This is a genomic window from Aquibacillus saliphilus (genome assembly GCF_020404745.1).
Classification (GTDB): Bacteria; Bacillota; Bacilli; order Bacillales; family Amphibacillaceae; genus Aquibacillus; species Aquibacillus saliphilus.
Map to the genome: position 1 here is coordinate 46730 of NZ_JAIZAP010000020.1, position 23557 is coordinate 70286.

General features: G+C 35.4%; 23 protein-coding genes and 1 other annotated feature. Of the genes, 22 read left to right on the forward strand and 1 reads right to left on the reverse strand.

All coding sequences use genetic code 11. The features are described from left to right. Positions 1-34 precede the first annotated feature (34 nt). The 20 genes from mraY to ileS all read left to right on the forward strand — a co-directional run bounded on the left by mraY (position 35) and on the right by ileS (position 20056). Positions 35-994 carry a phospho-N-acetylmuramoyl-pentapeptide-transferase gene (gene mraY, locus LD272_RS17715; RefSeq protein WP_255639800.1) on the forward strand — a complete coding sequence of 320 codons (960 nt, stop codon included), beginning with the start codon at positions 35-37 and terminating at the stop codon, positions 992-994. Continuing rightward, positions 991-2340, forward strand: a complete 1350-nt coding sequence (murD, locus tag LD272_RS17720; RefSeq protein WP_226037936.1) for a UDP-N-acetylmuramoyl-L-alanine--D-glutamate ligase — start codon at positions 991-993, stop codon at positions 2338-2340. The genes mraY and murD overlap by 4 nt, the downstream gene beginning before the upstream one ends. Positions 2341-2530: 190 nt before the next feature. Then, the gene (gene spoVE / locus LD272_RS17725) at positions 2531-3643 is read left to right on the forward strand and encodes a stage V sporulation protein E (protein ID WP_226037937.1); all 1113 of its coding nucleotides are present in this window, start codon (positions 2531-2533) and stop codon (positions 3641-3643) included. 382 nt (positions 3644-4025) lie between these two features. Next, positions 4026-4832, forward strand: coding sequence for a cell division protein FtsQ/DivIB (locus LD272_RS17730; protein ID WP_226037938.1), 807 nt, complete (start codon positions 4026-4028; stop codon positions 4830-4832). After that, positions 4816-5508, forward strand: coding sequence for a DUF881 domain-containing protein (locus LD272_RS17735; RefSeq protein WP_226037939.1), 693 nt, complete (start codon positions 4816-4818; stop codon positions 5506-5508). The genes LD272_RS17730 and LD272_RS17735 overlap by 17 nt, the downstream gene beginning before the upstream one ends. A gap of 15 nt (positions 5509-5523) precedes the next feature. Further along, a complete protein-coding gene (locus LD272_RS17740; RefSeq protein WP_226037940.1) occupies positions 5524-6246 on the forward strand; it encodes a DUF881 domain-containing protein in 723 nt (240 codons plus the stop codon). After that, on the forward strand, positions 6246-6614 hold the full coding sequence (locus LD272_RS17745; RefSeq protein WP_226037941.1) for a small basic family protein: 369 nt from the start codon (positions 6246-6248) through the stop codon (positions 6612-6614). Before LD272_RS17740 ends, LD272_RS17745 begins: the two co-directional genes overlap by 1 nt. A gap of 206 nt (positions 6615-6820) precedes the next feature. After that, positions 6821-8104 (forward strand): cell division protein FtsA, encoded by a 1284-nt coding sequence (gene ftsA, locus LD272_RS17750; protein ID WP_226037942.1) that lies wholly within the window; start codon positions 6821-6823, stop codon positions 8102-8104. 73 nt (positions 8105-8177) lie between these two features. Next, entirely contained in the window at positions 8178-9305 is a 1128-nt protein-coding gene (ftsZ, locus tag LD272_RS17755; RefSeq protein WP_226037943.1) for a cell division protein FtsZ, read from the forward strand. A gap of 502 nt (positions 9306-9807) precedes the next feature. Continuing rightward, a complete protein-coding gene (gene spoIIGA / locus LD272_RS17760; protein ID WP_226037944.1) occupies positions 9808-10728 on the forward strand; it encodes a sigma-E processing peptidase SpoIIGA in 921 nt (306 codons plus the stop codon). 26 nt (positions 10729-10754) lie between these two features. Next, positions 10755-11474 carry an RNA polymerase sporulation sigma factor SigE gene (gene sigE, locus LD272_RS17765; protein ID WP_226037945.1) on the forward strand — a complete coding sequence of 240 codons (720 nt, stop codon included), beginning with the start codon at positions 10755-10757 and terminating at the stop codon, positions 11472-11474. Between the two features lie 122 nt (positions 11475-11596). Next, positions 11597-12379 carry an RNA polymerase sporulation sigma factor SigG gene (sigG, locus tag LD272_RS17770; protein WP_226037946.1) on the forward strand — a complete coding sequence of 261 codons (783 nt, stop codon included), beginning with the start codon at positions 11597-11599 and terminating at the stop codon, positions 12377-12379. 338 nt (positions 12380-12717) lie between these two features. After that, positions 12718-12984: a YlmC/YmxH family sporulation protein gene (locus LD272_RS17775; protein WP_226037947.1), complete on the forward strand. Its 267-nt coding sequence runs from the start codon at positions 12718-12720 to the stop codon at positions 12982-12984. 65 nt (positions 12985-13049) lie between these two features. Next, positions 13050-13853 carry a peptidoglycan editing factor PgeF gene (gene pgeF / locus LD272_RS17780; protein WP_226037948.1) on the forward strand — a complete coding sequence of 268 codons (804 nt, stop codon included), beginning with the start codon at positions 13050-13052 and terminating at the stop codon, positions 13851-13853. A 24-nt stretch (positions 13854-13877) separates the two neighbouring features. Then, positions 13878-14555 (forward strand): YggS family pyridoxal phosphate-dependent enzyme, encoded by a 678-nt coding sequence (locus LD272_RS17785; protein ID WP_439647410.1) that lies wholly within the window; start codon positions 13878-13880, stop codon positions 14553-14555. Positions 14556-14566: 11 nt separating this feature from the next. Then, positions 14567-14992 carry a cell division protein SepF gene (locus LD272_RS17790; protein ID WP_226037949.1) on the forward strand — a complete coding sequence of 142 codons (426 nt, stop codon included), beginning with the start codon at positions 14567-14569 and terminating at the stop codon, positions 14990-14992. A 5-nt stretch (positions 14993-14997) separates the two neighbouring features. Next, positions 14998-15258 carry a YggT family protein gene (locus LD272_RS17795; protein WP_226037950.1) on the forward strand — a complete coding sequence of 87 codons (261 nt, stop codon included), beginning with the start codon at positions 14998-15000 and terminating at the stop codon, positions 15256-15258. Positions 15259-15396: 138 nt separating this feature from the next. Next, a complete protein-coding gene (locus LD272_RS17800) occupies positions 15397-16167 on the forward strand; it encodes a YlmH family RNA-binding protein (protein ID WP_226037951.1) in 771 nt (256 codons plus the stop codon). 143 nt (positions 16168-16310) lie between these two features. Then, positions 16311-16826, forward strand: coding sequence for a DivIVA domain-containing protein (locus LD272_RS17805; RefSeq protein WP_226037952.1), 516 nt, complete (start codon positions 16311-16313; stop codon positions 16824-16826). A gap of 104 nt (positions 16827-16930) precedes the next feature. After that, positions 16931-17186: a binding site (T-box leader), on the forward strand. Positions 17187-17299: 113 nt separating this feature from the next. Further along, entirely contained in the window at positions 17300-20056 is a 2757-nt protein-coding gene (gene ileS, locus LD272_RS17810) for an isoleucine--tRNA ligase (protein ID WP_226037953.1), read from the forward strand. A gap of 388 nt (positions 20057-20444) precedes the next feature. Here ileS and LD272_RS17815 read toward each other — a convergent pair whose 3' ends face one another. Next, positions 20445-21707 carry an MDR family MFS transporter gene (locus LD272_RS17815; protein WP_226037954.1) on the reverse strand — a complete coding sequence of 421 codons (1263 nt, stop codon included), beginning with the start codon at positions 21705-21707 and terminating at the stop codon, positions 20445-20447. Between the two features lie 347 nt (positions 21708-22054). Between LD272_RS17815 and lspA the strand changes: the two genes are divergently transcribed. Together lspA and LD272_RS17825 are read left to right on the forward strand one after the other, a co-directional pair. Then, entirely contained in the window at positions 22055-22522 is a 468-nt protein-coding gene (gene lspA / locus LD272_RS17820; protein WP_226037955.1) for a signal peptidase II, read from the forward strand. Next, on the forward strand, positions 22519-23430 hold the full coding sequence (locus tag LD272_RS17825; protein ID WP_226037956.1) for an RluA family pseudouridine synthase: 912 nt from the start codon (positions 22519-22521) through the stop codon (positions 23428-23430). Before lspA ends, LD272_RS17825 begins: the two co-directional genes overlap by 4 nt. Positions 23431-23557: the final 127 nt, after the last annotated feature.

Genomic DNA, 23557 nt, shown 5'->3' on the forward strand with positions numbered 1-23557 from the left:
AATAGTTGTGAGTGTTTACGTATTAATAATAACGATGGCAATAGCTTTTTTAATAACCGTCCTAATCTCGCCAATCTTTATCCCTTTCTTACGGAGGTTAAAGTTTGGTCAAAGTATTCGGGAAGAAGGCCCAAAGTCTCACATGAAGAAGATGGGTACACCTACAATGGGTGGGCTTATGATCCTTTTCAGTGTGACAATAACGACATTGATTATGACCGGAAAGTTCAATCCGGGATCGGTAAGTTTTGAATTACTACTTTTACTACTAGTATTACTCGGTTTTGGTTTATTAGGATTTCTAGATGATTTTATAAAAGTTGCTTTAAAAAGAAATTTAGGATTAACATCTAAACAGAAGATGGCCGGACAAATTCTTATTGCAATTATTTTTTATTTCATATTACGTTATCATGATTTTCCAACCTATATTCAAATTCCAGGCACAAGTATTCAATGGGAACTTGGATGGGGTTATGCTTTACTAGTTGTATTTATGTTAGTAGGTGCATCCAATGCGGTCAATTTAACGGATGGGCTTGATGGATTATTAGCTGGTACAGCAACAATAGCTTTTGGAGCGTTTGGAATCTTGGCTTGGTATGCTTTTCCGCAATTCGAGGTTACCATATTCTCATTAGCTGTAGTAGGGTCTTTATTAGGATTTTTAGTCTTTAATGCCCATCCAGCTAAGGTCTTTATGGGTGATACTGGTTCTTTAGCTTTAGGTGGATCAATTGCAGCTGTCGCAATTCTAACCAAACTTGAAGTACTATTAGTTATTATTGGCGGTGTATTTGTCTTAGAAACATTATCCGTTATTATACAGGTTATATCGTTTAAAACTACAGGAAAACGAGTGTTCAAAATGAGCCCACTTCATCATCATTATGAGTTGCTTGGTTGGTCCGAATGGAGAGTAGTAACAACATTCTGGCTAATTGGACTAATTTTTGCGGCACTTGGTATCTATATTGAGGTGTCAGTATTTTGAATTCATTAATAAATTTTCCATATCATCATGTGCTTGTGTTAGGACTAGCTAAAAGCGGAACAGCTGCTGCCAAGCTACTAAGAACAAGTGGAAAAAAAGTAATCGTCAATGATTTAAAAGCGAGTAGCGACGCACCAGAAGTTACATCGTTAACGGAAATGGGAATTGATGTTATTACAGGAAGTCATCCACTAAACGTGTTGGACAACGTAGAAATACTCGTGAAGAACCCTGGAATTCCTTATGATAATAGTATTATAGAAGAAGCCATAAAAAGAGATATACCTATTATTACCGAAATTGAACTGGCTTCTTATCTAGTAACAGGTTCAATGATTGGAATAACGGGTTCAAACGGTAAAACAACAACCACTACACTTGTCTATGAGATGATCAAGCATAGTAACCTGAGTGTGCAAATTGCAGGTAACATTGGCAACGTTGCTACTGAAGTTGCGCAAACAATGAAAGAAGATGAAACAATGGTGATTGAGCTTTCTTCGTTTCAATTGCTGGGAATTCAATCATTCAGACCTAAAATTTCTGTATTACTTAATTTATTTGAGGCACATCTTGACTATCATAAAACACTGGATCATTACAAGCAGGCAAAGTCAAATATCTTCATAAATCAAAAAGAAACAGATTTTTTAGTTTACAACGCGGATGATACAACTGTCTTAGAAATGATAACTGATGCTAAAGCGGCTAAGATTCCTTTTTCCACTAAGTCTCAATTAAAAGATGGAGCCTGGATTGACGAGCATTATTTATATTTTCAAAATGAAAAAATCATTGCTTTAGATGACATTGTACTTGTTGGAAATCATAACTTAGAAAACATTCTGGCAGCAGTCTGTGCAGCTAAATTAGATGGTGCAACAAATGAGGGAATCGTTCAGGTTTTGACAACCTTTACTGGGGTGAAACACAGGCTCCAATTCGTTGACAATATCAGGGGTAGGTTGTTTTATAATGATTCAAAAGCAACAAATAGTCTAGCCACATCCAAGGCGCTGTCGTCATTTAAACAACCAACTATATTGTTAGCCGGTGGTTTAGACCGTGGCAATGATTTTGATGATTTGATATCTCACCTAAAAAATGTGAAAGCAATGATCGTTTTTGGTGAGACAGCAAATAAATTAAAAAAGACTGCGACTGAAGCAGGAATAGAAACGGTAATATTCGTCGATAATGTAAAACATGCCACTCAAAAAGCATTTCAGCTTTCTGAATCAGACGATGTCATTCTTTTGTCTCCAGCTTGTGCGAGTTGGGACCAATATCGCACATTTGAAGAAAGAGGGGACATGTTTGTCGATGCTGTGCATACATTGAAGTAGGGGCTTGTTTTACTTCTACTATCGACTTATAGAGAAATGCTTGATAGTATAAGAAAGATCAAGGCTTTCGTTACTAGGAACTGGACGCTACCTAAAAATACAGGTTGTCAGCATATATTCCTTTAGCGAAAGTCGCGTTTTTTCTAATGAGCCCCACATTCCAATGTCTATTGGGAAATGGGGTGTTTTTTTGTCTAGTTCAAAACGCAAATCGCTTAACTCACCTGATTTACTGCTAACTATTACGGTTTTTACTCTGCTTATTGTTGGTGTAATTATGGTATATAGTGCTTCGGCGATTTGGGCCGAGTACAAGTTTAATGATTCATTTTACTTTGCAAAAAGACAGCTTTTATTTGCTGGTACAGGAATTATAGCGATGTTTTTCATCATGAATATTCCTTATTTAACCTGGAGGAAGTATGCAAAACCAATTCTGATTGTTTGTTTTATTTTACTTATTGCCGTCTTAGTTCCTGGTGTTGGTTTAAAAAGAGGAGGAGCGACAAGTTGGATAGGCGTAGGTGCATTTAGTATTCAACCTGCGGAATTTATGAAACTTGGACTGATTATCTTTTTATCGACTTATTTGGCATCACACCAAAAATACATAAACTCCTTTAGGAAAGGATTTATGCCTTCGATACTTCTGGTGTTCGTAGCCTTTGGATTAATCATGCTGCAACCAGATTTAGGCACAGGTGTGGTACTAATTTTAACTTGTTTAGTAATGATATTTATAGCAGGTGCAAAAATATCACACTTTGTAGGACTTGGGATTATAGGGGTGATTGGATTCTTAGGTTTAATTATCTCAGCGCCATACCGAATAAATCGAATTACCGCATTTCTCAATCCCTGGGAAGATCCACTAGGAAATGGCTTTCAAATCATTCAATCTCTTTATGCAATAGGTCCAGGTGGTTTAATGGGAATGGGTTTAGGACAAAGTTTACAGAAGTTTTTTTACTTACCAGAACCACATAATGATTTTATCTTTGCAATATTGGCTGAAGAGCTAGGATTTATTGGTGGGACCTTTATCTTACTATTGTTTTTTCTTTTACTCTGGAGAGGAATTCGGGTTGCCCTTGCAGCACCTGATACATTTGGGAGCTTACTTGGCCTTGGGATTATTGGGATGATATCGATACAGGTAATGATCAATATAAGTGTTGTAATTGGACTCATTCCAGTTACAGGGATTACCTTACCATTTCTTAGTTACGGCGGCTCATCGCTTACTCTAACCCTTTGTTCAATCGGGATATTATTGAATATAAGTAGATATGCAAAGCTATGATAAAGATTCTTGGCCCATCTATCAAACTAGATAGAAAGGGCTATTTTATTTTTGCTTGAAATAGGGAAAAAGAATCATAATGTATATACATGCAAAAAGAGAATACGTGAACTATAAAATATGATATAATTTTAACTGTGTAAAAGTAGATAGCAGATAGTATCTCGTTTTCTTTTTAAATAATTGAACAATAGATATTCAGTGCTTTACTTGCTGACTTTAAAAGGAAGATAGTTGATAATATAATGTGAGTGTTTATCAGATTAATTAATAGAACAAAAGCGCAGGCGCCGGAGCTTTACGTAGCTGAATTAATTATACGCAGTATGCCGTTTTATAATTTCGTAGATAATAAAAAATGCAAAAAGGGAAGAATTAAGGAATGAGCAAAAAGAAAATTGTCTCAATTGAAGATAGAATTCCTAAATTAAAGCAAGAAAGAAAGAAAAAGGCAAATAGACGATTAATATTTTATCTATCGATTTTTTTTGTGTTAATTTCGATAGTCGTTTATTTGCAATCTTCTCTTAGTAACGTACATCATGTCGAAGTATCTGGAAATAATTATATTTCCGATCAGGACATTACCAAGTTGAGTCAAATATCAACAGAGGACAACTATTGGAGTGTTAACAAAGAAACGGCTAAGGAAAATGTAGCTTCTCACGAAGAAATTAAAGAAGTAACTATTTCAAAAAAGTTCCCAACTACAATCATCATTCAAGTTAAGGAATTAAATCGTGTTGGCTACGTTGAACAGGATGGATCTTATTTTTCGCTACTAGAGAATGGTGTTCTACTTACGTCAAAGCCTTTAAAAACAATTAATGGGGACGCTCCGTTATTGACAGGATTCGATAAAGAAACGTATTTACAAGAATTAATTAAAGAGCTTGAACAGCTACCAACTAGTATTGTTAATTTAATATCAGAAATCAAATGGAGTCCTACAGAAGGGAATCCATATCAAATTTTGATGTACATGAATGACGGTTTTGAGGTAGAGGGATCGATTCGTAACTTTTCAAAAACAATGAAGTCCTATCCATCTATTGTTGCACAATTAAGTCCTGATAGTGAAGGTGTTATACATATTGGGGTAGGAGCATATTTTGAATCATATGATAATGAAATAATAGACGAAGAAGGATCTACACAAGGGGAGAATCAAGATGAAACTGAAGGGTAGACACGTAATCTTGTCGCTTGTCCTTTTGATCTCTGGTTTTCTAATTTCTTTTAATTACCAGTACACAAATAGTGATTCTAGAGTAATTCAATTGTCTGATCAGGAATGGGAAAAAGATTATTATTATCGACAGCAACTGATTAATTTAGAGGAAAAGAATTTTGAGTTACGGAATGAACTTGAGAATAAACGACAAGATATTCAACAAATAGAAACAGAACTTGGTCAACAAGAAGAAGATACAAGTGATTATGTTGAGCAAAAGAAACAATTACAAATGCTCACTGGTGAGTTGCCTATCAAAGGGAAAGGTATGCAGGTTACACTAAGAGATGCTGATTATATCCCATCAGAGGCAAATGCTAATCAGTATATTGTTCATGAACGACACATTCAGTTAGTTTTAAACGAACTGTTTAGTGCTGGAGCAAAAGCAATTTCAATAAATGGACAACGAATCTTTAAAGATAGTTTTATTGTATGCACAGGACCAGTTATTACTGTTGATGGCTCAAAGTACCCAGCTCCATTTACCATTTCTGCAATTGGTAATCAAGAGACGTTAGAAACTAGTCTAAATTTGACAAATGGTGTTGTTGACATTTTAGTCGGTGATAACATAGAAGTAACAATGGAAGAGATGGATAGAATTGAGATGAAAGCAAGGGTAAACTAAGAAAGGTGATTTAACTTGAAGATAAGTAATAAAATAATCATTTCCTTGGTATGTGCACTTGCTGGTTTAATGATTGCTGTTTTATTCCAATCGAACCAGGAACCAGATGAACGTGATACTAGAGACTTATGGGAAATTAGATCGGAATTACAAGTAGAGCAAAAGGCACAACAACAACTTTATCAACAAATATCTGAAACCGAAAGTGTATTGAACCAGTACCGCGAAGTATCAGAACACCAACAACTTGATACATTAAAAGAATCAATTGTGGAACTAAAAGAGGAAGCTGGTTTAACTGAGTTGACAGGAAGTGGCGTGCGAATTACGATTACGCCAATCTTTCAAGGAGGAAATGATAACATTCAGGAGTATCCTACAATATCACCTGAATTACTTAATCGATTGTTAAATGAATTAAATACATATGGTGCAACTGATGTCGCAATCGAAAACGAGCGTATTATTAATGTGACACCAATCCGTTATGTTAATGGTAAAACGTATGTGAACAATCATGCACTTCCTTCAATACCAATTGAAATAAGCATTTTATCAGACAATCCCAAACGTTTGTTAAACCATATAGAAGTTAGTCAATCACGTGATGATTTTGCAATAGACGATTTGGAACTATCAGCTGAAATTAAAAATAATATAACATTGCCTAGTTATGATGAACCAATAATATTGGACGAACTAGATGTAAATGAACAAGTGGAAACGGGTGAAGATTAATGTGGCTACCAGCGCTATTTTTGGTAGTTGGAATAGCTTTGGGATTATTAACTAACATAACAATTCCAGATCAGTATTCAAATTACCTGTCGATTGCTGTTTTAGCAGCGTTTGATACATTATTTGGAGGTATAAGAGCTCATTTAGAGAAGAAATTCGATGAAAAAGTATTCATTTCTGGTTTTTTCTTCAATGTAAGTTTAGCTGCTCTTCTTGCCTTCCTTGGGGTTCAGTTAGGTATAGACCTATATCTTGCAGCGGTCTTTGCATTTGGTGTAAGATTATTCCAAAACATAGCAATAATTAGAAGACAAATGATAGAAGAAAAGTTTATATTGAAGAAAATTCAAAAATTTAAAAGAAAATAAAAGGAAAATAGTCGTTTTATGTAGAATATTGTGTATACTTGAAAAGGGTTTTAATTTTAAATTAGAAAAAGGATTTGTTTGGTACGCGAGTAAAATAGTAAAATTATGGATTTTGATAGATTTTCGATTAAATCGATTGTAATTTTATAAAATATTCGATACTATTTACACTAATCATATGCCTTAAGATAAGGAGGTGCCTTTCTTTGAACAACAATGAAATTTTAGTCAGTCTGGATATAGGTACATCGAAAATAAAAGTAATAATTGGTGAAGTCCATAACGATTCCTTAAATATTATAGGAGTTGGCACTTCTAAATCAAATGGAATGAAAAAAGGTGCCATTGTTGACATAGACCAAACTGTTCAATCGATAAAAACTGCTGTTGAACAAGCTGAGAGAATGGTCGATATGCAAATTGATCGAGTAATAGTGGGGATCAATGGAAATCATATACAATTGCAGCCATGCCACGGAGTCGTCGCTGTTTCAAGTGACAATCGTGAAATTGGTAATGAAGACATTAAACGTGTTATTGATGCTGCACAGGTTATATCCGTTCCACCTGAAAGAGAAATTATTGACGTCATTCCAAAGCAATTTATTGTAGATGGCTTAGATGAAATCAACGATCCTAGAGGAATGATAGGTGTTCGATTGGAAATGGAAGGAACAATTATTACTTGTTCCAAAACAATGCTACATAATATATTAAAGTGTATTGAAAAAGCTAATCTTCAAGTATTAGATATTTGCCTTCAACCATTAGCAACAGGTTCAATTGCTTTATCAAAAGATGAAAAGAACTTAGGAGTTGCGTTAATTGACATAGGTGGAGGAAGTACTACAATTTCGGTTTTTGAAGATGATCACCTAGTTTCTTCAAGTGTAGTCCCATTAGGTGGAGATAATATCTCGAAGGATCTTTCCATTGGTTTACGAACTTCATCTGAAGAAGCTGAAGAGTTGAAAATAAATCATGGACATGCCTTTTATGATGATGCAAGAGAAGAAGAAACATTTGAGACTTCAATTATAGGAAGCAATAAAAAGCAAACATTTAATCAATTGCAAATTTCTGATATGATTGAAGCTAGATTAGAAGAAATTTATGCATATGCTGATCGAGAAATAAGAAAGATGGGTTATAATGAATTACCTGGAGGTTTTGTATTAACTGGTGGTTGTATGAGCATGTCAGGTGCATTGGAACTTGCTCAGGACTTGCTACAGTCAAATGTTCGTATTGCAATTCCAGATTACATAGGTGTTAGAGAGCCACAGTACACTGCGGGTGTAGGTATCTTGAAGTTTGCCTATCGCAATGCGAAAATACAAGGGAAAGAAATCTCTGAATCGGTTACAATATCTGATCATCAGGTACAGAAACCAAAAAAAGTCAAAAGATCAGCAAAACAAAGTGATTCAACTCCAAGTAGGAAAAAAGAATCCGGAATCGCTAATTTGTTTAAATACTTTTTTGATTAAACAGGCGTTCCCTAAACACAATTAAAATGACTTCAATGAATCTTGTAATCTTGCAAACTAGGAGGAACGAAAAATGTTAGAGTTTGATACGGACATGGATCAGCTTGCGACGATTAAGGTAATCGGTGTTGGCGGTGGTGGAAGTAATGCTGTTAATCGAATGATAGAGCACGGCGTCCAGGGCGTTGAATTCATCGCTGTAAATACTGATGCTCAAGCCTTAAATTTATCTAAAGCTGAAATAAAAATGCAAATAGGAACGAAACTAACACGTGGTTTGGGAGCTGGAGCGAATCCAGAAGTGGGTCGCAAAGCTGCTGAAGAAAGTAAAGAACAGCTTGAAGAAGTGTTAGGTGGCGCTGATATGGTCTTTGTTACTGCCGGCATGGGTGGCGGTACGGGAACAGGTGCTGCCCCCGTGATTGCTCAAGTTGCAAAGGAACTAGGGGCATTAACAGTAGGTGTAGTTACCCGTCCATTCAGCTTTGAAGGACGGAAGCGTTCTGCTCAAGCTGTTATAGGTATTGATGGCTTAAAAAGCAGTGTAGATACATTAATCGTTATTCCTAATGATCGACTATTAGAAATTGTTGATAAGAATACACCGATGTTAGAAGCATTTCGTGAAGCAGATAATGTTCTTCGTCAAGGTGTACAAGGTATCTCCGATTTAATTGCTGTGCCTGGATTAATTAACGTAGACTTTGCCGATGTAAAAACAATTATGTCTGACAAAGGTTCTGCCTTAATGGGAATTGGTATAGCTACAGGTGAAAATAGAGCAACTGAAGCTGCTAAAAAGGCAATTTCTTCGCCACTTTTAGAAACCTCTATTGATGGAGCACATGGTGTGTTAATGAACATTACTGGTGGGACAAACCTTAGTCTTTATGAAGTACAAGAAGCAGCAGATATTGTAACTTCTGCAGCTGATCAAGAAGTAAATGTTATTTTTGGTTCAGTTATTAATGAAGAGCTTAAAGATGAAATTGTTGTTACTGTTATTGCAACTGGATTCGTTGAAACTCAAAGCGATTCCGCAAAACCAAAACAACGTCCGGTGACGAATACAACGCACCAGACTGGTGAAAGAAAACGAGATGAATCTCGTAGAGAAGCACCAGCTGAACAAAAGGTTAAGCAAGAGGAAGATACGCTTGATATACCTACTTTCTTACGTAATAGAAACCGTAGAAGATAACAAAACATATAGAAGGCCTAATTGGAATATTAATTTCCGATTAGGCCTTTTTTTATGGTCCAATAAATTATAATTTGGACTCCTGTGGATTATTAATTCTTAGGGGCCTCGTCTTTCTCCAGAGCAAAAAGTACTTCACTGAATTTACTTCGAAGTTTTTGTACGGTGTAATTTAAATTTCCGCCCTCCCCGGTCTAAGGGTAATCACTAAGGAAGGTGCTAAAAGAAGAAATACGTGTCCCTTGATATTTCAAAAGCGACGTGAGCTTTTGATCTTTGACTACAATATGTCTAAAGCTGTTGATAGATTAGAAATACAGAGTTGCAATCGTTCGAACTTAATTTTAAAAAACACTTTAAATATAAAGTTTCACTGTCTGACAAATTTACTAATAACCTCTGAAAATTAGTTGTTGATATATCACAAAATGCGACAGACTTTTAAAACTATATTCGCTATACTAACAACAAACCTTAATAAGCACTTGAAAGGAAGAATTAAGTGACTATCTATTTAGATGCGATTTGGCTACTAAACTTTTTGCTAGATTGGATGATTCTATTGTTAACGCAATGGATAGTAAAAGATAATACGAGAGGTTTACGGATTATGGCTGGAGCATTTGTAGCTTCTGCTTTAGTACCAATCACTTTATTTCTTCCAGATTCATTTTTTGTGAGCCCTTTTGGTAAGGGACTTTTTTCATTATTAATCATTTTGATGTCATTTGGATTTACCAATGTTCATCAATTTATCAAGAGACTTTTATCTTTTTATTTTGTTTCTTTTGCACTCGGGGGTGGATTAATTGCAATACATTTTATGTTAGGGAGGCAAATGACTGCTTCTAATAGTGGAATATTAACATTTCAAACCGGATATGGAGATCAAATCAGTTGGTTGTTTGTAGGTGTTGGATTTCCTATTATTTGGTGGTACACAAAATCTCAAATGGACAAGCAAAAATTAGAAAATTTTCGGCAAGAACAATTATATAATGTGACCATCCAGCTAAAAGGTAAAGCTATTTCTACAATTGGCTATGTGGATAGTGGTAACCAGTTAGTTGATCCTTTTTCAAGAAAACCAGTTGTCATATGTGATCAAGAATTTTTACTTAATTGGTTTACTATTGAGGATTTGGAATTACTTAAAAATGCTAAGGATAATTTAAACTTTAAATTAATTCCAACAAATTGGAATGATTTTATTCATATCCTTCCATACCAAGGTGTAGATGGGAATCGTACCTTCATGATTGTATTAAAGCCGGATAAGTTTATCGTTAATTTTGATAGCAAAGAAATATCAACTAAAAAAGTATTAGTTGGAATCCAATTTGGACAATTAGCACCAGACGGTAGCTATCATTGTCTGTTGCACCCGCAAATATTTAAACATTCGGTAGCAACTTCCGCATAATCAAGGGGAAAAGGAGATGTTAACAGATGAAGAGATGGAAGTTTAAAATTCAATTATGGTGGTACAAAATATTAGTTAAGTTAGGCTATAAAACAGATGAAATCTATTACATAGGTGGAAGCGAACCATTGCCACCACCGTTGTCTAAGGATGAAGAACAAGAATTATTAAAAAGACTTCCTGTTGAAGATAAAGCGGCAAGAGCAATGCTAATAGAACGGAATCTCCGATTAGTTGTTTATATTGCAAGAAAATTCGAAAATACTGGGATTAATATTGAAGATTTAATAAGTATAGGAACGATCGGACTGATTAAGGCTATTAATACCTTTAATCCTGAGAAAAAAATTAAATTAGCAACCTATGCTTCTCGTTGTATCGAAAATGAGATATTAATGTATCTTAGAAAAAATAACAAATTGAAATCTGAAATATCATTTGATGAACCTCTAAATATTGACTGGGACGGAAATGAATTATTATTATCTGATGTCTTAGGTACAGACGATGATGTGACGATAAAGGATTTAGAGGCGAATGTCGATAAAAACTTGCTTAGAAAAGCCTTAGAACAATTAAATGACAGAGAGAAACAAATAATGGAACTTCGTTTTGGATTAATAGGAGTAGAAGAAAAAACACAAAAAGATGTTGCTGATATGTTAGGCATATCTCAATCATATATTTCCCGACTTGAGAAAAAAATAATTAGGCGCTTGAAAAAAGAATTTAATAAAATGGTCTAGCCCCTATAATTCAATGCTTTTATCAATTTTTGAACTATTTTCAAACTAAACCAATTGCATAAAAACCCTCCCAACCGGAGATACTGTTCCATGAATAGCATCCCCAACTGGGAGGGTAGAACATGACAAGACATAAAGTAGAAATTTGCGGAGTAGATACCTCTAAATTACCTGTATTAAAAAATGACGAAATGAGAAGATTGTTTAAACTAATGCAATCTGGTGACGATTTATCAGCAAGAGAACAGTTGGTTAATGGTAATTTGCGACTTGTTTTAAGTGTTATTCAGCGTTTTAACAACCGTGGTGAGTATGGAGATGATTTATTTCAAGTAGGTTGTATTGGCCTTATGAAGTCTATTGATAATTTTGATTTAGGTCATAATGTTAAATTTTCAACCTATGCGGTACCGATGATTATTGGTGAAATTAGAAGATACTTACGAGATAACAACCCAATTAGGGTCTCGCGTTCTCTTCGTGATATTGCTTACAAAGCTTTACAAGTAAGAGAAAGACTAATAAATAAATCATCAAAAGAACCAACTCCAATGGAAATAGCTGAAGAAATGGGTGTTCCACATTCGGATATTGTATTTGCAATGGATGCTATTCAAGATCCGGTATCATTGTTTGAACCGATTTACAATGATGGTGGCGATCCAATCTATGTAATGGATCAAATTAGTGATGAAAAGGATAAAGACTCAAGTTGGTTGGACAAATTATCCTTAAAAGAAGGAATGCATCGTTTGAATGATCGCGAAAAAATGATTTTGAATAAACGTTTTTTCCAGGGCAAGACACAGATGGAAGTGGCTGAGGAAATTGGAATTTCACAAGCACAAGTATCCAGGCTTGAAAAAGCAGCTATTCAAGAAATGAATAAAGAAATGTTCGAATAAGAAAGAGCCTTTATCTTGCCTACGTGAGATAAAGGCTTTTTATTTTTTTAGGAGGCTATAAAATGGTTGCCATGTGGATTGTCCATGTCTAGCTTCGGCGGCTAGTCCATCTGAGGTTTTAAGCCAATTCTCTATGTTGCGAAGAATGCAGGGCGCAAAGACTTGTCTCATTGCCCCAGGGTGAACATCAAGGAAGGCAACTTAGAAAAATATCTAGAGAAATAAGTGTCTTTTTAATTCGAAGGTGCCTGCACTTTTTTCTTGTATGAAAAGAGAATTTTATTTTAGAGAAATAAACAAATAATCGTGCATATAGTAGTATAAAGGCAGGTGTAATTATGATTAGTTTAACGGAATTACAAATCAAAGATATTATCATGGTGGAAGATGGTAAGAAGTTGGGAAATATCACTGATTTAGATATTGATGTTGATAAAGGAAAAGTATTATACTTAGTTGTCGGAACAAAAGGAAAGGTGATGGGCCTATTTGGCAAGGAAGAAGAATTGGTTATACCATGGGAAAACATAGTAACAATTGGTTCAGATGTAATACTCATTAAGAAAAACGGACAACCAAAACTATTTACTGAAATAAACAAATGAACTAACAAACAAGAAAACATGAGAGAAATATGATAAAATAGTGGAAAACCGAGGATGATGGAGCAGTGGAAGCCTTTCAACAAGCAGAGAATTCAGTCTTGACGATAAAGAAGTGGACGGAAATGGAACCAAGATTAAAAGCTGGAATCACAACAAGACTTGGGGGCATAAGTAAATCTCCTTTTGATTCCATGAACATGGGACTCCATGTCCCAGATAACCCGGAGGACGTACTAAAAAATCGAATGATTCTTTCTAATATTTTAGATGTGTCTTTAGATAATTGGGTAATGGGAGAACAAGTTCACGGTACAGAAATTAATTTAATCAGTCAAGATCAAATCGGTAGGGGATCGCGTTCCCATCAAGATACACTAGCAGGTATTGATGGTATCATTACAAATCAATCTGGAGTACTTTGTACTGCTTTTTTTGCTGATTGTGTTCCATTATTCTTTTATGATCCAGAAACCAAATGGATTGGAATTGCTCATGCTGGGTGGCGTGGAACTGTTGATCAAATAGCGGTGAAAATGGTAGATCGATTAATTGGTGTTGGCGTTAATAAAGAGTCACTACTTGCTGCGATTGGTCCATCCATAAGCAGTTCTAATTACGAAGTTGATGCCCAAGTTATAGCGCACGTACCAGAATATATGAAGGATATAGCTGCTAAGGCAAACAAGAACGGACGTTATCTACTTGATTTACGTCAGTTAAATAAGGAATATTTACTCCAAGCAGGTATTTTAGATGAGAATATTAGTGTTACTAACTATTGTACATATACTGATGAGAAACTATTTTACTCCCATCGACGCGACCAAGGCAAAACGGGTCGTATGTTAGGGTTTATTGGATTTTCCTGAAATGAGTAGAAAGGAGATATTTTAGTGACTGTACTAGCTAACTTAGAAGAAATTCGATCAACTATTAAACGAGCTTGTGACAAGGTAAATCGAAATGAGGAAGATATTACCGTCATAGGCGTGACAAAATATGTTACAATAAAGCGAACTGAGGAAGCAATTGAAGCCGGTATCAATCATTTAGGTGAAAATCGACTAGAAGGTCTCCTAGAAAAATTCACCTCAATTGAAGATAGGGCAAATTGGCATTTTATCGGTTCATTGCAGTCGAGGAAAGTTAGAGATTTAATTGACAAAGTGGATTATATTCATTCATTGGATCGCAAATCCCTAGCTAAAGAAATTAATAAACGAGCTAATCGGACAATCCCTTGCTTTGTTCAAGTCAATGTTAGCGGTGAAGAGTCTAAACATGGATTGAATCTCGAAGATGTACCTGATTTCATCGACCAATTAAAAAATTTCTCGAATATTAAAGTAGTTGGGTTAATGACTATGGCTCCTCACGTAGAAAATGAACAGCTACTAAGGAATACGTTTAAAGAATTAAGACTGATGAGGGATAAGATAAACAAACAAGGATTAGAACACGCGCCATGTTCGTATTTATCAATGGGTATGAGTAATGATTATGCTATTGCTATTGAAGAAGGGGCCACGCATGTAAGAATAGGGTCAAAATTAGTTGGTTCTAATGATTGAGGTGAAATGAAATGAGTATAAAAAACAAATTAAAAACTTTTTTCTCTATGGAAGATGAATACGAATATGTCGAAGAAGAGGAACTAAATCTACCTGAACAAACCAACAACAAGGATAAAGGTCAAAATGTTGTTAGTTTAAAGGCTATGAAATCATCCTCAAAAGTTGTCCTATGTGAACCTAGGTCATATAATGAGGCACAAGAGATCGCTGATCACATCGTCAATCGAAGGTCGGTTGTGATAAATTTGCAACGAATTGAACATTCCCAGGCGAAGCGAGTCGTAGACTTTTTAAGTGGAACTGTTTATGCTGTATCTGGAGAAATTCAAAAACTAGGATCTCAAACATTTCTTTGTACACCGAACAATGTAGATGTGTCCGGTAGTATAACTGATCTATTAAATGACGAAGATATAGAACAAAAAGGGTGGTAGAATAGATGTACCAATTATTTAGCATAGTGAGTACAGTAATGGAGCTATATAGTTTTGCTTTAATAGCATACATATTAATGTCATGGTTTCCAGGAGCAAGAGAATCTTCTATCGGTAGTTTCTTAGGTAGAATAGTCGAACCATATTTAGAACCTTTTAGAAAGATTATACCTCCATTAGGCATGATAGACATTTCACCGATTGTAGCTATCTTAGTATTACAATTTGCTTCTACTGGTCTGTGGGCATTATATGGAATGCTTTAACTCCTAAAGTAAAAAAACTTGGCTAGTGCCGAGTTTTTTATTGTTCTAGGAATTTATAAAATGAACTTAACTTGAGTCAACTTCCTAATTACAATACCAAGCCATATCCCAACAACATATAGAACTAGGTGATGAAAAGTGGATATATATCAGCATTTTAGAAAAGAAGAACATCCATTTATCGATCAAGTCCTTTCATGGAAGGAAAGCTTAGATCGCAATTATCAGCGACGAATAAGTGATTTTCTAACTCCGAGAGAACAAACAATCTTCCAGTCGATTGTTGGAAATAACGAGGATTATACCTGGGGACTCTTTGGTGGGATAGAATCCGAACGGAAACGTGCGATTCTTGCTCCTTACTATGAAGAGATTAATCAATCCGATTATGGAATTACTTTGTTAGAAGCAACCTATCCAACCAAATTTATTACGCTTGAACATCGTGATGTACTTGGCGCTTTTTTATCAATGGGTATTAAACGAAAAAAACTAGGTGACCTTATTGTTCAAGAAGGAGTAATACAAATTATAGTCGCCGAGGAAGTAGCTACATATGTAAAAACGAATTTGATAGAAGTAAAAAAAGCAAAAGTATCATTGGCAGAGACGTCGATAGACAACTTATTGCCAAACAATGAAACATGGGAATCACGTGCGACTACTGTAGCGTCGTTACGATTAGATGTAGTTATAAAGGATATATATAATATTTCACGACAAAATGCAGTCGATTTTATCCAAAAAGGTCTCGTTAAAGTCAACTTTAGGAAAGTGGAAAACCCAGCTTTTCAATTAGAGGAAGCTGATTTGATTTCGCTAAGAGGAAAAGGACGTAGTAGATTAAAAGAAATACATGGTTTATCGAAAAAAGAAAAGTGGAAAATTACTACAGAAAAATTAAAATAATCAAAAACGTGCAGGAATTTCTTATTTTATGTCGAATTAAGTAATTACTGATAGTTTCTGCTATTCTATTGTGTATTCAATTGTTAAGATAAGAACTAGTAGATTTACGAATTGAAATAGACTTCTGTAAGGAGGTGGCCGGTGTGCCATTAACACCATTGGATATTCATAATAAAGAGTTTACTCGTGGATTTAGAGGTTATGACGAAGATGAAGTAAACGAATTTTTAGATCAAATTATCAAGGATTATGAGCTGGTAATTCGAGAAAAAAAAGAATTGAAGGAAAAAGTAGAGCAATTAAATGAAAAACTAGGACACTTTTCTAATATTGAGCAAACATTAAACAAGTCAATTCTTGTTGCTCAGGAAACGGCAGAAGAGGTTACTGGTAATGCAAAGAAAGAATCTAAATTAATTATTAAAGAAGCAGAAAAAAATGCTGATCGGATTATAAATGAGTCCCTTCACAAATCACGTCGTATTTCGATTGAAGTTGAAGAACTAAGAAAGCAAGCTAAGGTATTTCGCACTAGACTTAAAATGCTTGTCGAAGCTCAATTAGAATTAGTTGAGAATGACGATTGGGATGGGTTATTTGATACTGAAATAGATGAAGATGCTGAATATACGAAAGAAAAGGTTGAAAATAATTACTAAACCTTGACGTTTATTCTGTTTTTACATATAATTCAATAACATAAGTGATTTTAATTTATGAAAAAAGATGTTATTTGTACTATCGATGATAAAAGTGAATTATATTAACTACAAAGACAGGGAAAGTATGGAAGTTGTTGTTGGCAAAGCGAGTTAGGGATGGTGTAAGCCTAATGCAACAGACTTTTTAAAAAATCACCCTTTAGTATCCATTTTGAAAAAAACTTTTAGTAAAAATGGACGTCTCATTCACGTTACGAATTTCAAGTGGATTTTAGTACTTATTAGTCTATCTAATTCTAGATGGTTTAGGTATTAAAGTCTATAAGGGTGGTACCGCGAGTTCTTCTCGTCCCTTTGGGATAAGAAGGGCTTTTTTTATTTGTCAGGAAATATTAAGTGCTATCGCAAGTAGTATTGCAATTTAGTGGCTAAAAATGAATGATTAGATGTTATTTTAAGGAGGAAATTTAATGGATTACAAACAAACCCTACTGATGCCTCAAACAGATTTTCCGATGCGTGGCAATTTACCAAACAAAGAACCAAAAATGCAAGAGCAATGGGACGAAATGAATATCTATCAACAAGTGCAGAAACGAACTGAGGGAAGACCATTATTTGTACTTCATGATGGACCACCATATGCAAATGGAGATCTTCACATGGGTCATGCCCTAAACAAGGTTCTAAAAGACTTTATTGTAAGATATAAATCAATGGCAGGCTTTCAAGCACCATATGTACCAGGTTGGGATACACACGGACTACCGATTGAATCGGCACTAGCAAAAAAGAAAGTAAATCGTAAGAAAATGACTGTATCCGAATTTAGACAGAAGTGTGCAGAATATGCACTAACTCAAGTAGATAATCAACGAACTCAATTTAAACAACTAGGTGTTCGTGGTGATTGGGAAAATCCATATATCACACTTACGAAGGATTATGAAGCTGCTCAGATTAAGGTGTTTGGTGATATGGCGAACAAGGGCTATATTTACAAGGGTTTAAAACCTGTTTATTGGTCTCCATCTTCAGAATCTGCATTGGCAGAGGCTGAAATAGAGTATCAGGATAAGAGGTCAGCTTCGATTTATGTTGGTTTTAATGTTAAGGATGGGAAAGACTTGTTGGATGGTGATGAGCAATTTATTATTTGGACGACAACACCATGGACAATTCCAGCTAACTTAGCAATAACAGTTAATCCAGAACTTGACTATTCTGTAGTGAAGGTTGACGACAAAAAGTATGTTATTGCTCGCGATTTATTAGATACGATTACTGAGGTACTAGAGTGGGTTAATCCTGAGGTTACAAAAACCTTTAAAGGAAAAATGGCAGAGAATCTTGTTGCTAAGCACCCGTTCTATGATCGTGATTCATTAATTGTACTAGGTGAACATGCAACAGCGGAAAGTGGTACCGGTCTTGTTCACACAGCTCCTGGTCACGGGGAAGAAGATTTTTTAGTTGGAAAACAGTATGGTTTAGACGTTTTATGTCCTGTTAATGAAAAAGGTGTCTTTACTGATGAGGCTCCTGGTTTTGAAGGTCTATTCTATGATGCAGCTAACAAGGAAGTTACCCAGAAATTAGAAGAGGTTGGAGCATTATTAAATTTAGAATTTATTACGCACTCCTATCCACATGATTGGAGAACGAAAAAACCAACTATTTATCGTGCTACTAACCAATGGTTCGCTTCAATCAAAGATTTCCGTGAAGATATTTTAAAAGAAATCGAACGGATTAACTGGTATCCAAAATGGGGTGAAACTAGACTCCATAACATGGTTCGAGATCGTGAAGATTGGTGTATCTCTCGTCAACGTACATGGGGTGTTCCAATTCCAGTATTTTACGGGGAAGATAGAACGCCGATTATTACTGAAGAAACAGTAAATCATGTGTCAGATTTATTTAGAGAACACGGTTCTAACATCTGGTTTGAGTGGGACGCAACAGATCTTTTACCAGAAGGATTCAAGTCCGAACATAGTCCAGGTGGTATATTCACAAAAGAGACAGATATTATGGATGTTTGGTTTGATTCTGGTTCTTCTCACCAAGCTGTATTAGAGGGAAGACCTGAATTACAACGTCCAGCTGATGTTTATTTAGAAGGATCTGACCAATACCGTGGCTGGTTTAACTCATCAATTTCAACAGCTGTAGCTGTGACTGGAAGGTCTCCTTATGAGAACATTATAAGTCATGGATTTGCCCTAGATGGAAAGGGTAGAAAGATGAGTAAATCAGTAGGAAACGTCGTGGTTCCGTCGAAAATCATGAAACAGTATGGAGCAGACATCCTACGTTTATGGGTTGCTTCAGTAGATTATCAAGCAGATGTACGAATTTCTGATGATATCATTAAACAAACATCTGAGGGCTATCGTAAAATAAGAAATACATTCCGCTTTATGCTTGGTAATTTGCACGACTTTGATCCAACAAAAGATAAAGTTAGAGATGAAAACTTGCAAGAAGTTGATCGTTACATGCTTTTAAAATTACAAGAGTTAATCACAAAAGTAAGAGATGCCTATGATAGCTATGAATTCTCAACTATTTATACCAATATTCATAACTTCTGTGCAATCGAATTAAGCTCTTTCTATCTAGATTTTGGAAAAGATGTCCTTTATATCGAAGGTGCCCAGAGCATCAGACGTCGTAGTATTCAGACTGTTTATCATGAAATTATCACTGCTTTAGTGAAACTTCTTTCTCCAATTATCTCTCATACCGCTGATGAAGTGTGGAGTTATATTCCTGGAGTAGAAGAGACTAGTGTGCAATTAACTGATATGCCTGAACCGAGAGAAGTTAAAGGTAAGGATGAATTAAAAGCTAAATGGGACCATTTCATGGATATTCGCGACGACATTCTAAAGGCTTTGGAAGAAGCTCGCGCTGAAAAGGTTATCGGTAAATCGTTAGAAGCAAGTATTAAATTAGTAGCGAAAGATAAAGCAACAAAAGATTTGCTAGACAATGTAGAACACTTACATCAATTGCTAATAGTCTCAGATGTAGAATTAGTGGATGAAAATCAAAATGCTAAAGATTATGAGCATGTTCGAGTTGCTGTTGGCAAACATACAGGTGAAAAGTGTGAACGTTGCTGGGTTGCATCTGATTCAGTCGGTCAAGATGATAGCTACCCTGAGCTATGTACTCGCTGTGCTGACATTGTTAAAGAACATTATTCAGAAGTATAAAGTACAACCATCTCTAGAGCATTAGTGATGACGCTAGACAGATGAACAAAAGCGCATGCGCCCTCGAAATAAGAAAGACACTTATTCTTTCGAAGATTATTCTAAGTTGCCTTCCTTAGTAGTGCTCACCCTAGGGCAATAAGTCAAGCCTCGGCGTGGCGTTTTTTGTCACAGAGAGGATTGACTCAGGGACCTCAGGCGGGTGCATTGGAAATAAGCAAACCCCTTATTTCCGGGTAGGCGCTGGAGCTGGCCGCGGCCTAACCTTGTCAAAAAAGTATCCAAATCAAACCAATTTTATATTTTCCTAAACACTAGAAAAACCAACTATCAATTATTATTGATAGTTGGTTTTTAGTTTTGCTCTTTTTTGGGTAAGCTTGAAGATTTATTCAGATTGTTTTTGATTGGCTAAGGCGGCATTATCCCTTCTTCTAGTTAACTCTGGTAAGATTTTTTTAATAATGATCATTCCTAATAGTCCGGTAACTAAAATCAAAAGAGACATTACTTCATTATTAAAAAATGCCCCAAGTGTTACAAAAATAGAACTTATCATCATTGAACCATAAAATACCATGCCGTAAACAGCCATATAGGAACTTCTCTTGTCATCGGATGGAATACTGGCGAGAAAATCTTGCTGAATTGGCACACGCATTAGTTCTCCAATTGTAGCAATCGCCATGAAAAATAATAATACCCAAACATTGTTGAAATAACTAACGGCAACATAGCCTATCGTGAAAACTATAATAGATAATAAAAAAGTGCGGCCTTCTTTTAATTTAGAAACCCATCGTGTAATAAATACTGTCAACAATACTACAATAATCGTGTTTTCAGATTTTAAAAAACCGACCATTTCTACCCCTGTAACATTCATGAAAAATAGAGACTGTTCTGGCATGTCCTGATTTAATCGGATACCAATGTAGTTCTCCATTTGATTTTCAATTGATTGAAGTAAAAGTCCGGCCAGAACAAAGTAGAGAAATAGCTTATCACCTGCAACTTCTTTGTAACTCTTAAACATATTTAAAAGAATATTTTTCTGTTTTACAGTTTTTATTTTTTCGAGTGTTTCCTCGATAAAAAAGATAACTAACACATTTGAAAGGAAGCTTGTGACAGAAAGTAGTAATAATAACTCGAACAAATAATTATTGAATGTAAGAGCGCCAATAATACCGCCAATTGCAAAGGCTAAATTGAAGCTCCAGTAAATAAGTGAATAAACACCCTTTCGCTCACTTGGTTTAGTTATATCAATGATCATTGCATCTGCAGCAGGACCATCTAAACCTAGCGATGCACCTACTAACAAGGCCATTAGAAAGGTTAATTCTGGTGAGATTAGTAGGGGGGAGTTGGCGATTGCCATCACAATAAAGGCGACCATTCGTATGATCCCGGCGATAACCATTAATTTCTTTCTGCCAATCAAGTCGGCATAATATCCCCCGTACAAACCTACAATTAGACCAATGATAACATTAATAAATAATAAAATGCCTGTAATCGTGGCTCCGTAATACTCCGAAAAATAGATGGCAATAAACGGAAAAATTGCACCAGCTACCATATCAGAAAAGAAAATTTGAATGATTCTTATTTTTACATTTTTATGATAATCTCTGAATCTTGACAACTGTACACCTCCTAACTTAAGTAATCTACTTGATGTGTGAATACAATAACAACAATATTATCATACAATAAACAGATTTGAGTACAGTCTAGAGGCGGAGATAATCTACTACCTTATGATGAAAGTATTGATGTAATAGAAAATCACTACAAAGAGCACGCAAACCAAAATACTTTAAAATACCAAAAAAGGTTTTGAAGTATTTTGAAAAATTATAGAATAGATAACAACTCTAAAAATCAACCTAGATGAAGAATCTAAAATTCGTTGTCCAATTTCCTTTTCTTATAACTTTTATGATAAAATGCATATAGTGTGGAGATAGAATTTTGAACGGGGGAAGACATGTGTTATATTACATTATTGCAGCGTTGGTTATTGGATTAGACCAGTTGACAAAGTGGCTAGTAGTAACATCAATGGAATTAAGAGAAAGCATTCCAATTATCGACAACTTCTTCTATTTAACATCACACCGTAATTCAGGTGCTGCTTGGGGAATACTACAAGGACAGATGGGCTTTTTCTACATAATAACTTCAATTGTAATTGTAGTAATCATATTTTATATTCAGAAGTATGCCAAAGAGAGTAAATTAATGGCTTTATCACTTGCTTTAATGCTTGGTGGTGCAATTGGTAATTTCATTGATCGGGTTATCAGGAAAGAAGTAGTTGATTTCTTTGATGTCTATATTGGAAGTTATGATTTTCCAATCTTCAATATAGCTGACTCAGCACTTGTTGTTGGTGTAACCCTTGTTATAATTGCTACTTTTATAGATGAAAAACAGAAAGGAAGATCTAATGCATGACTACATTTAGTCATACAATACAACCAGAAGAACGAGGCCTACGAATCGATAAGGTACTGACAAAGTTAAATCCAGAAGTTTCAAGGTCGCAGGTGCAATCGTGGATTAAAGATAATTATGTGACTGTTGACGGTGAGCCTGTTAAAAGTAACGATAAATGTCATCAAGGTGAAACAATTAGTTGGGATATACCCGAACCAGAACCGTTGGATATTAAACCGGAAAATATTCCGATTGAAATAGTATATGAGGATAGTGATGTGCTAGTTGTTAACAAACCAAAAGGAATGGTTGTTCATCCTTCTGCCGGGCATGGGACTGGAACGCTTGTAAATGCTTTGGTTTACCATTGTACAGATCTATCAGGTATTAATGGGATTATCAGACCTGGAATTGTACACCGAATTGATAAAGATACGAGTGGTTTATTAATGGTTGCAAAAAATGACCAGGCACACGTGTCCCTTGTTGACCAATTAAAGGCAAAAACGGTTAAGAGATCCTATCAAGCAATTGTGCATGGGGATATTACGCATGAATACGGTACAATAGATGCTCCGATTGGTCGAGATCCTAATGACAGGCAAAAGATGGCTGTTGTTGATGGTGGGAGAAATGCGATAACACATTTCGAAGTCATCAAACGATTTGAGACGTTCACACATGTAAACTGTGTACTAGAAACGGGTAGAACCCATCAGATTCGTGTTCATATGAAATATATTGGTTTTCCACTAGCAGGTGACCCAAAGTATGGCCCAAGAAAGACGTTAGAAATTGAAGGACAGGCACTGCATGCCGAAGTATTAGGATTTGAACATCCCAGAACAAAAGAGTGGATGGAATTTAGTGTAGAGCCACCAGAAGATTTTCAACAAGCTTTAAAAAATTTGTCGATGATGAGTTGACAAAGTATATTTTTTTTGGAATAATAAAGAAAGATAAATATGGCCCTTTAAAACAGTCCCGTGAGGCTGGAAAGGAAACGGATAGACATAGGTAACAGACGTATGTCCAAACCCCTTTTTTCCACAC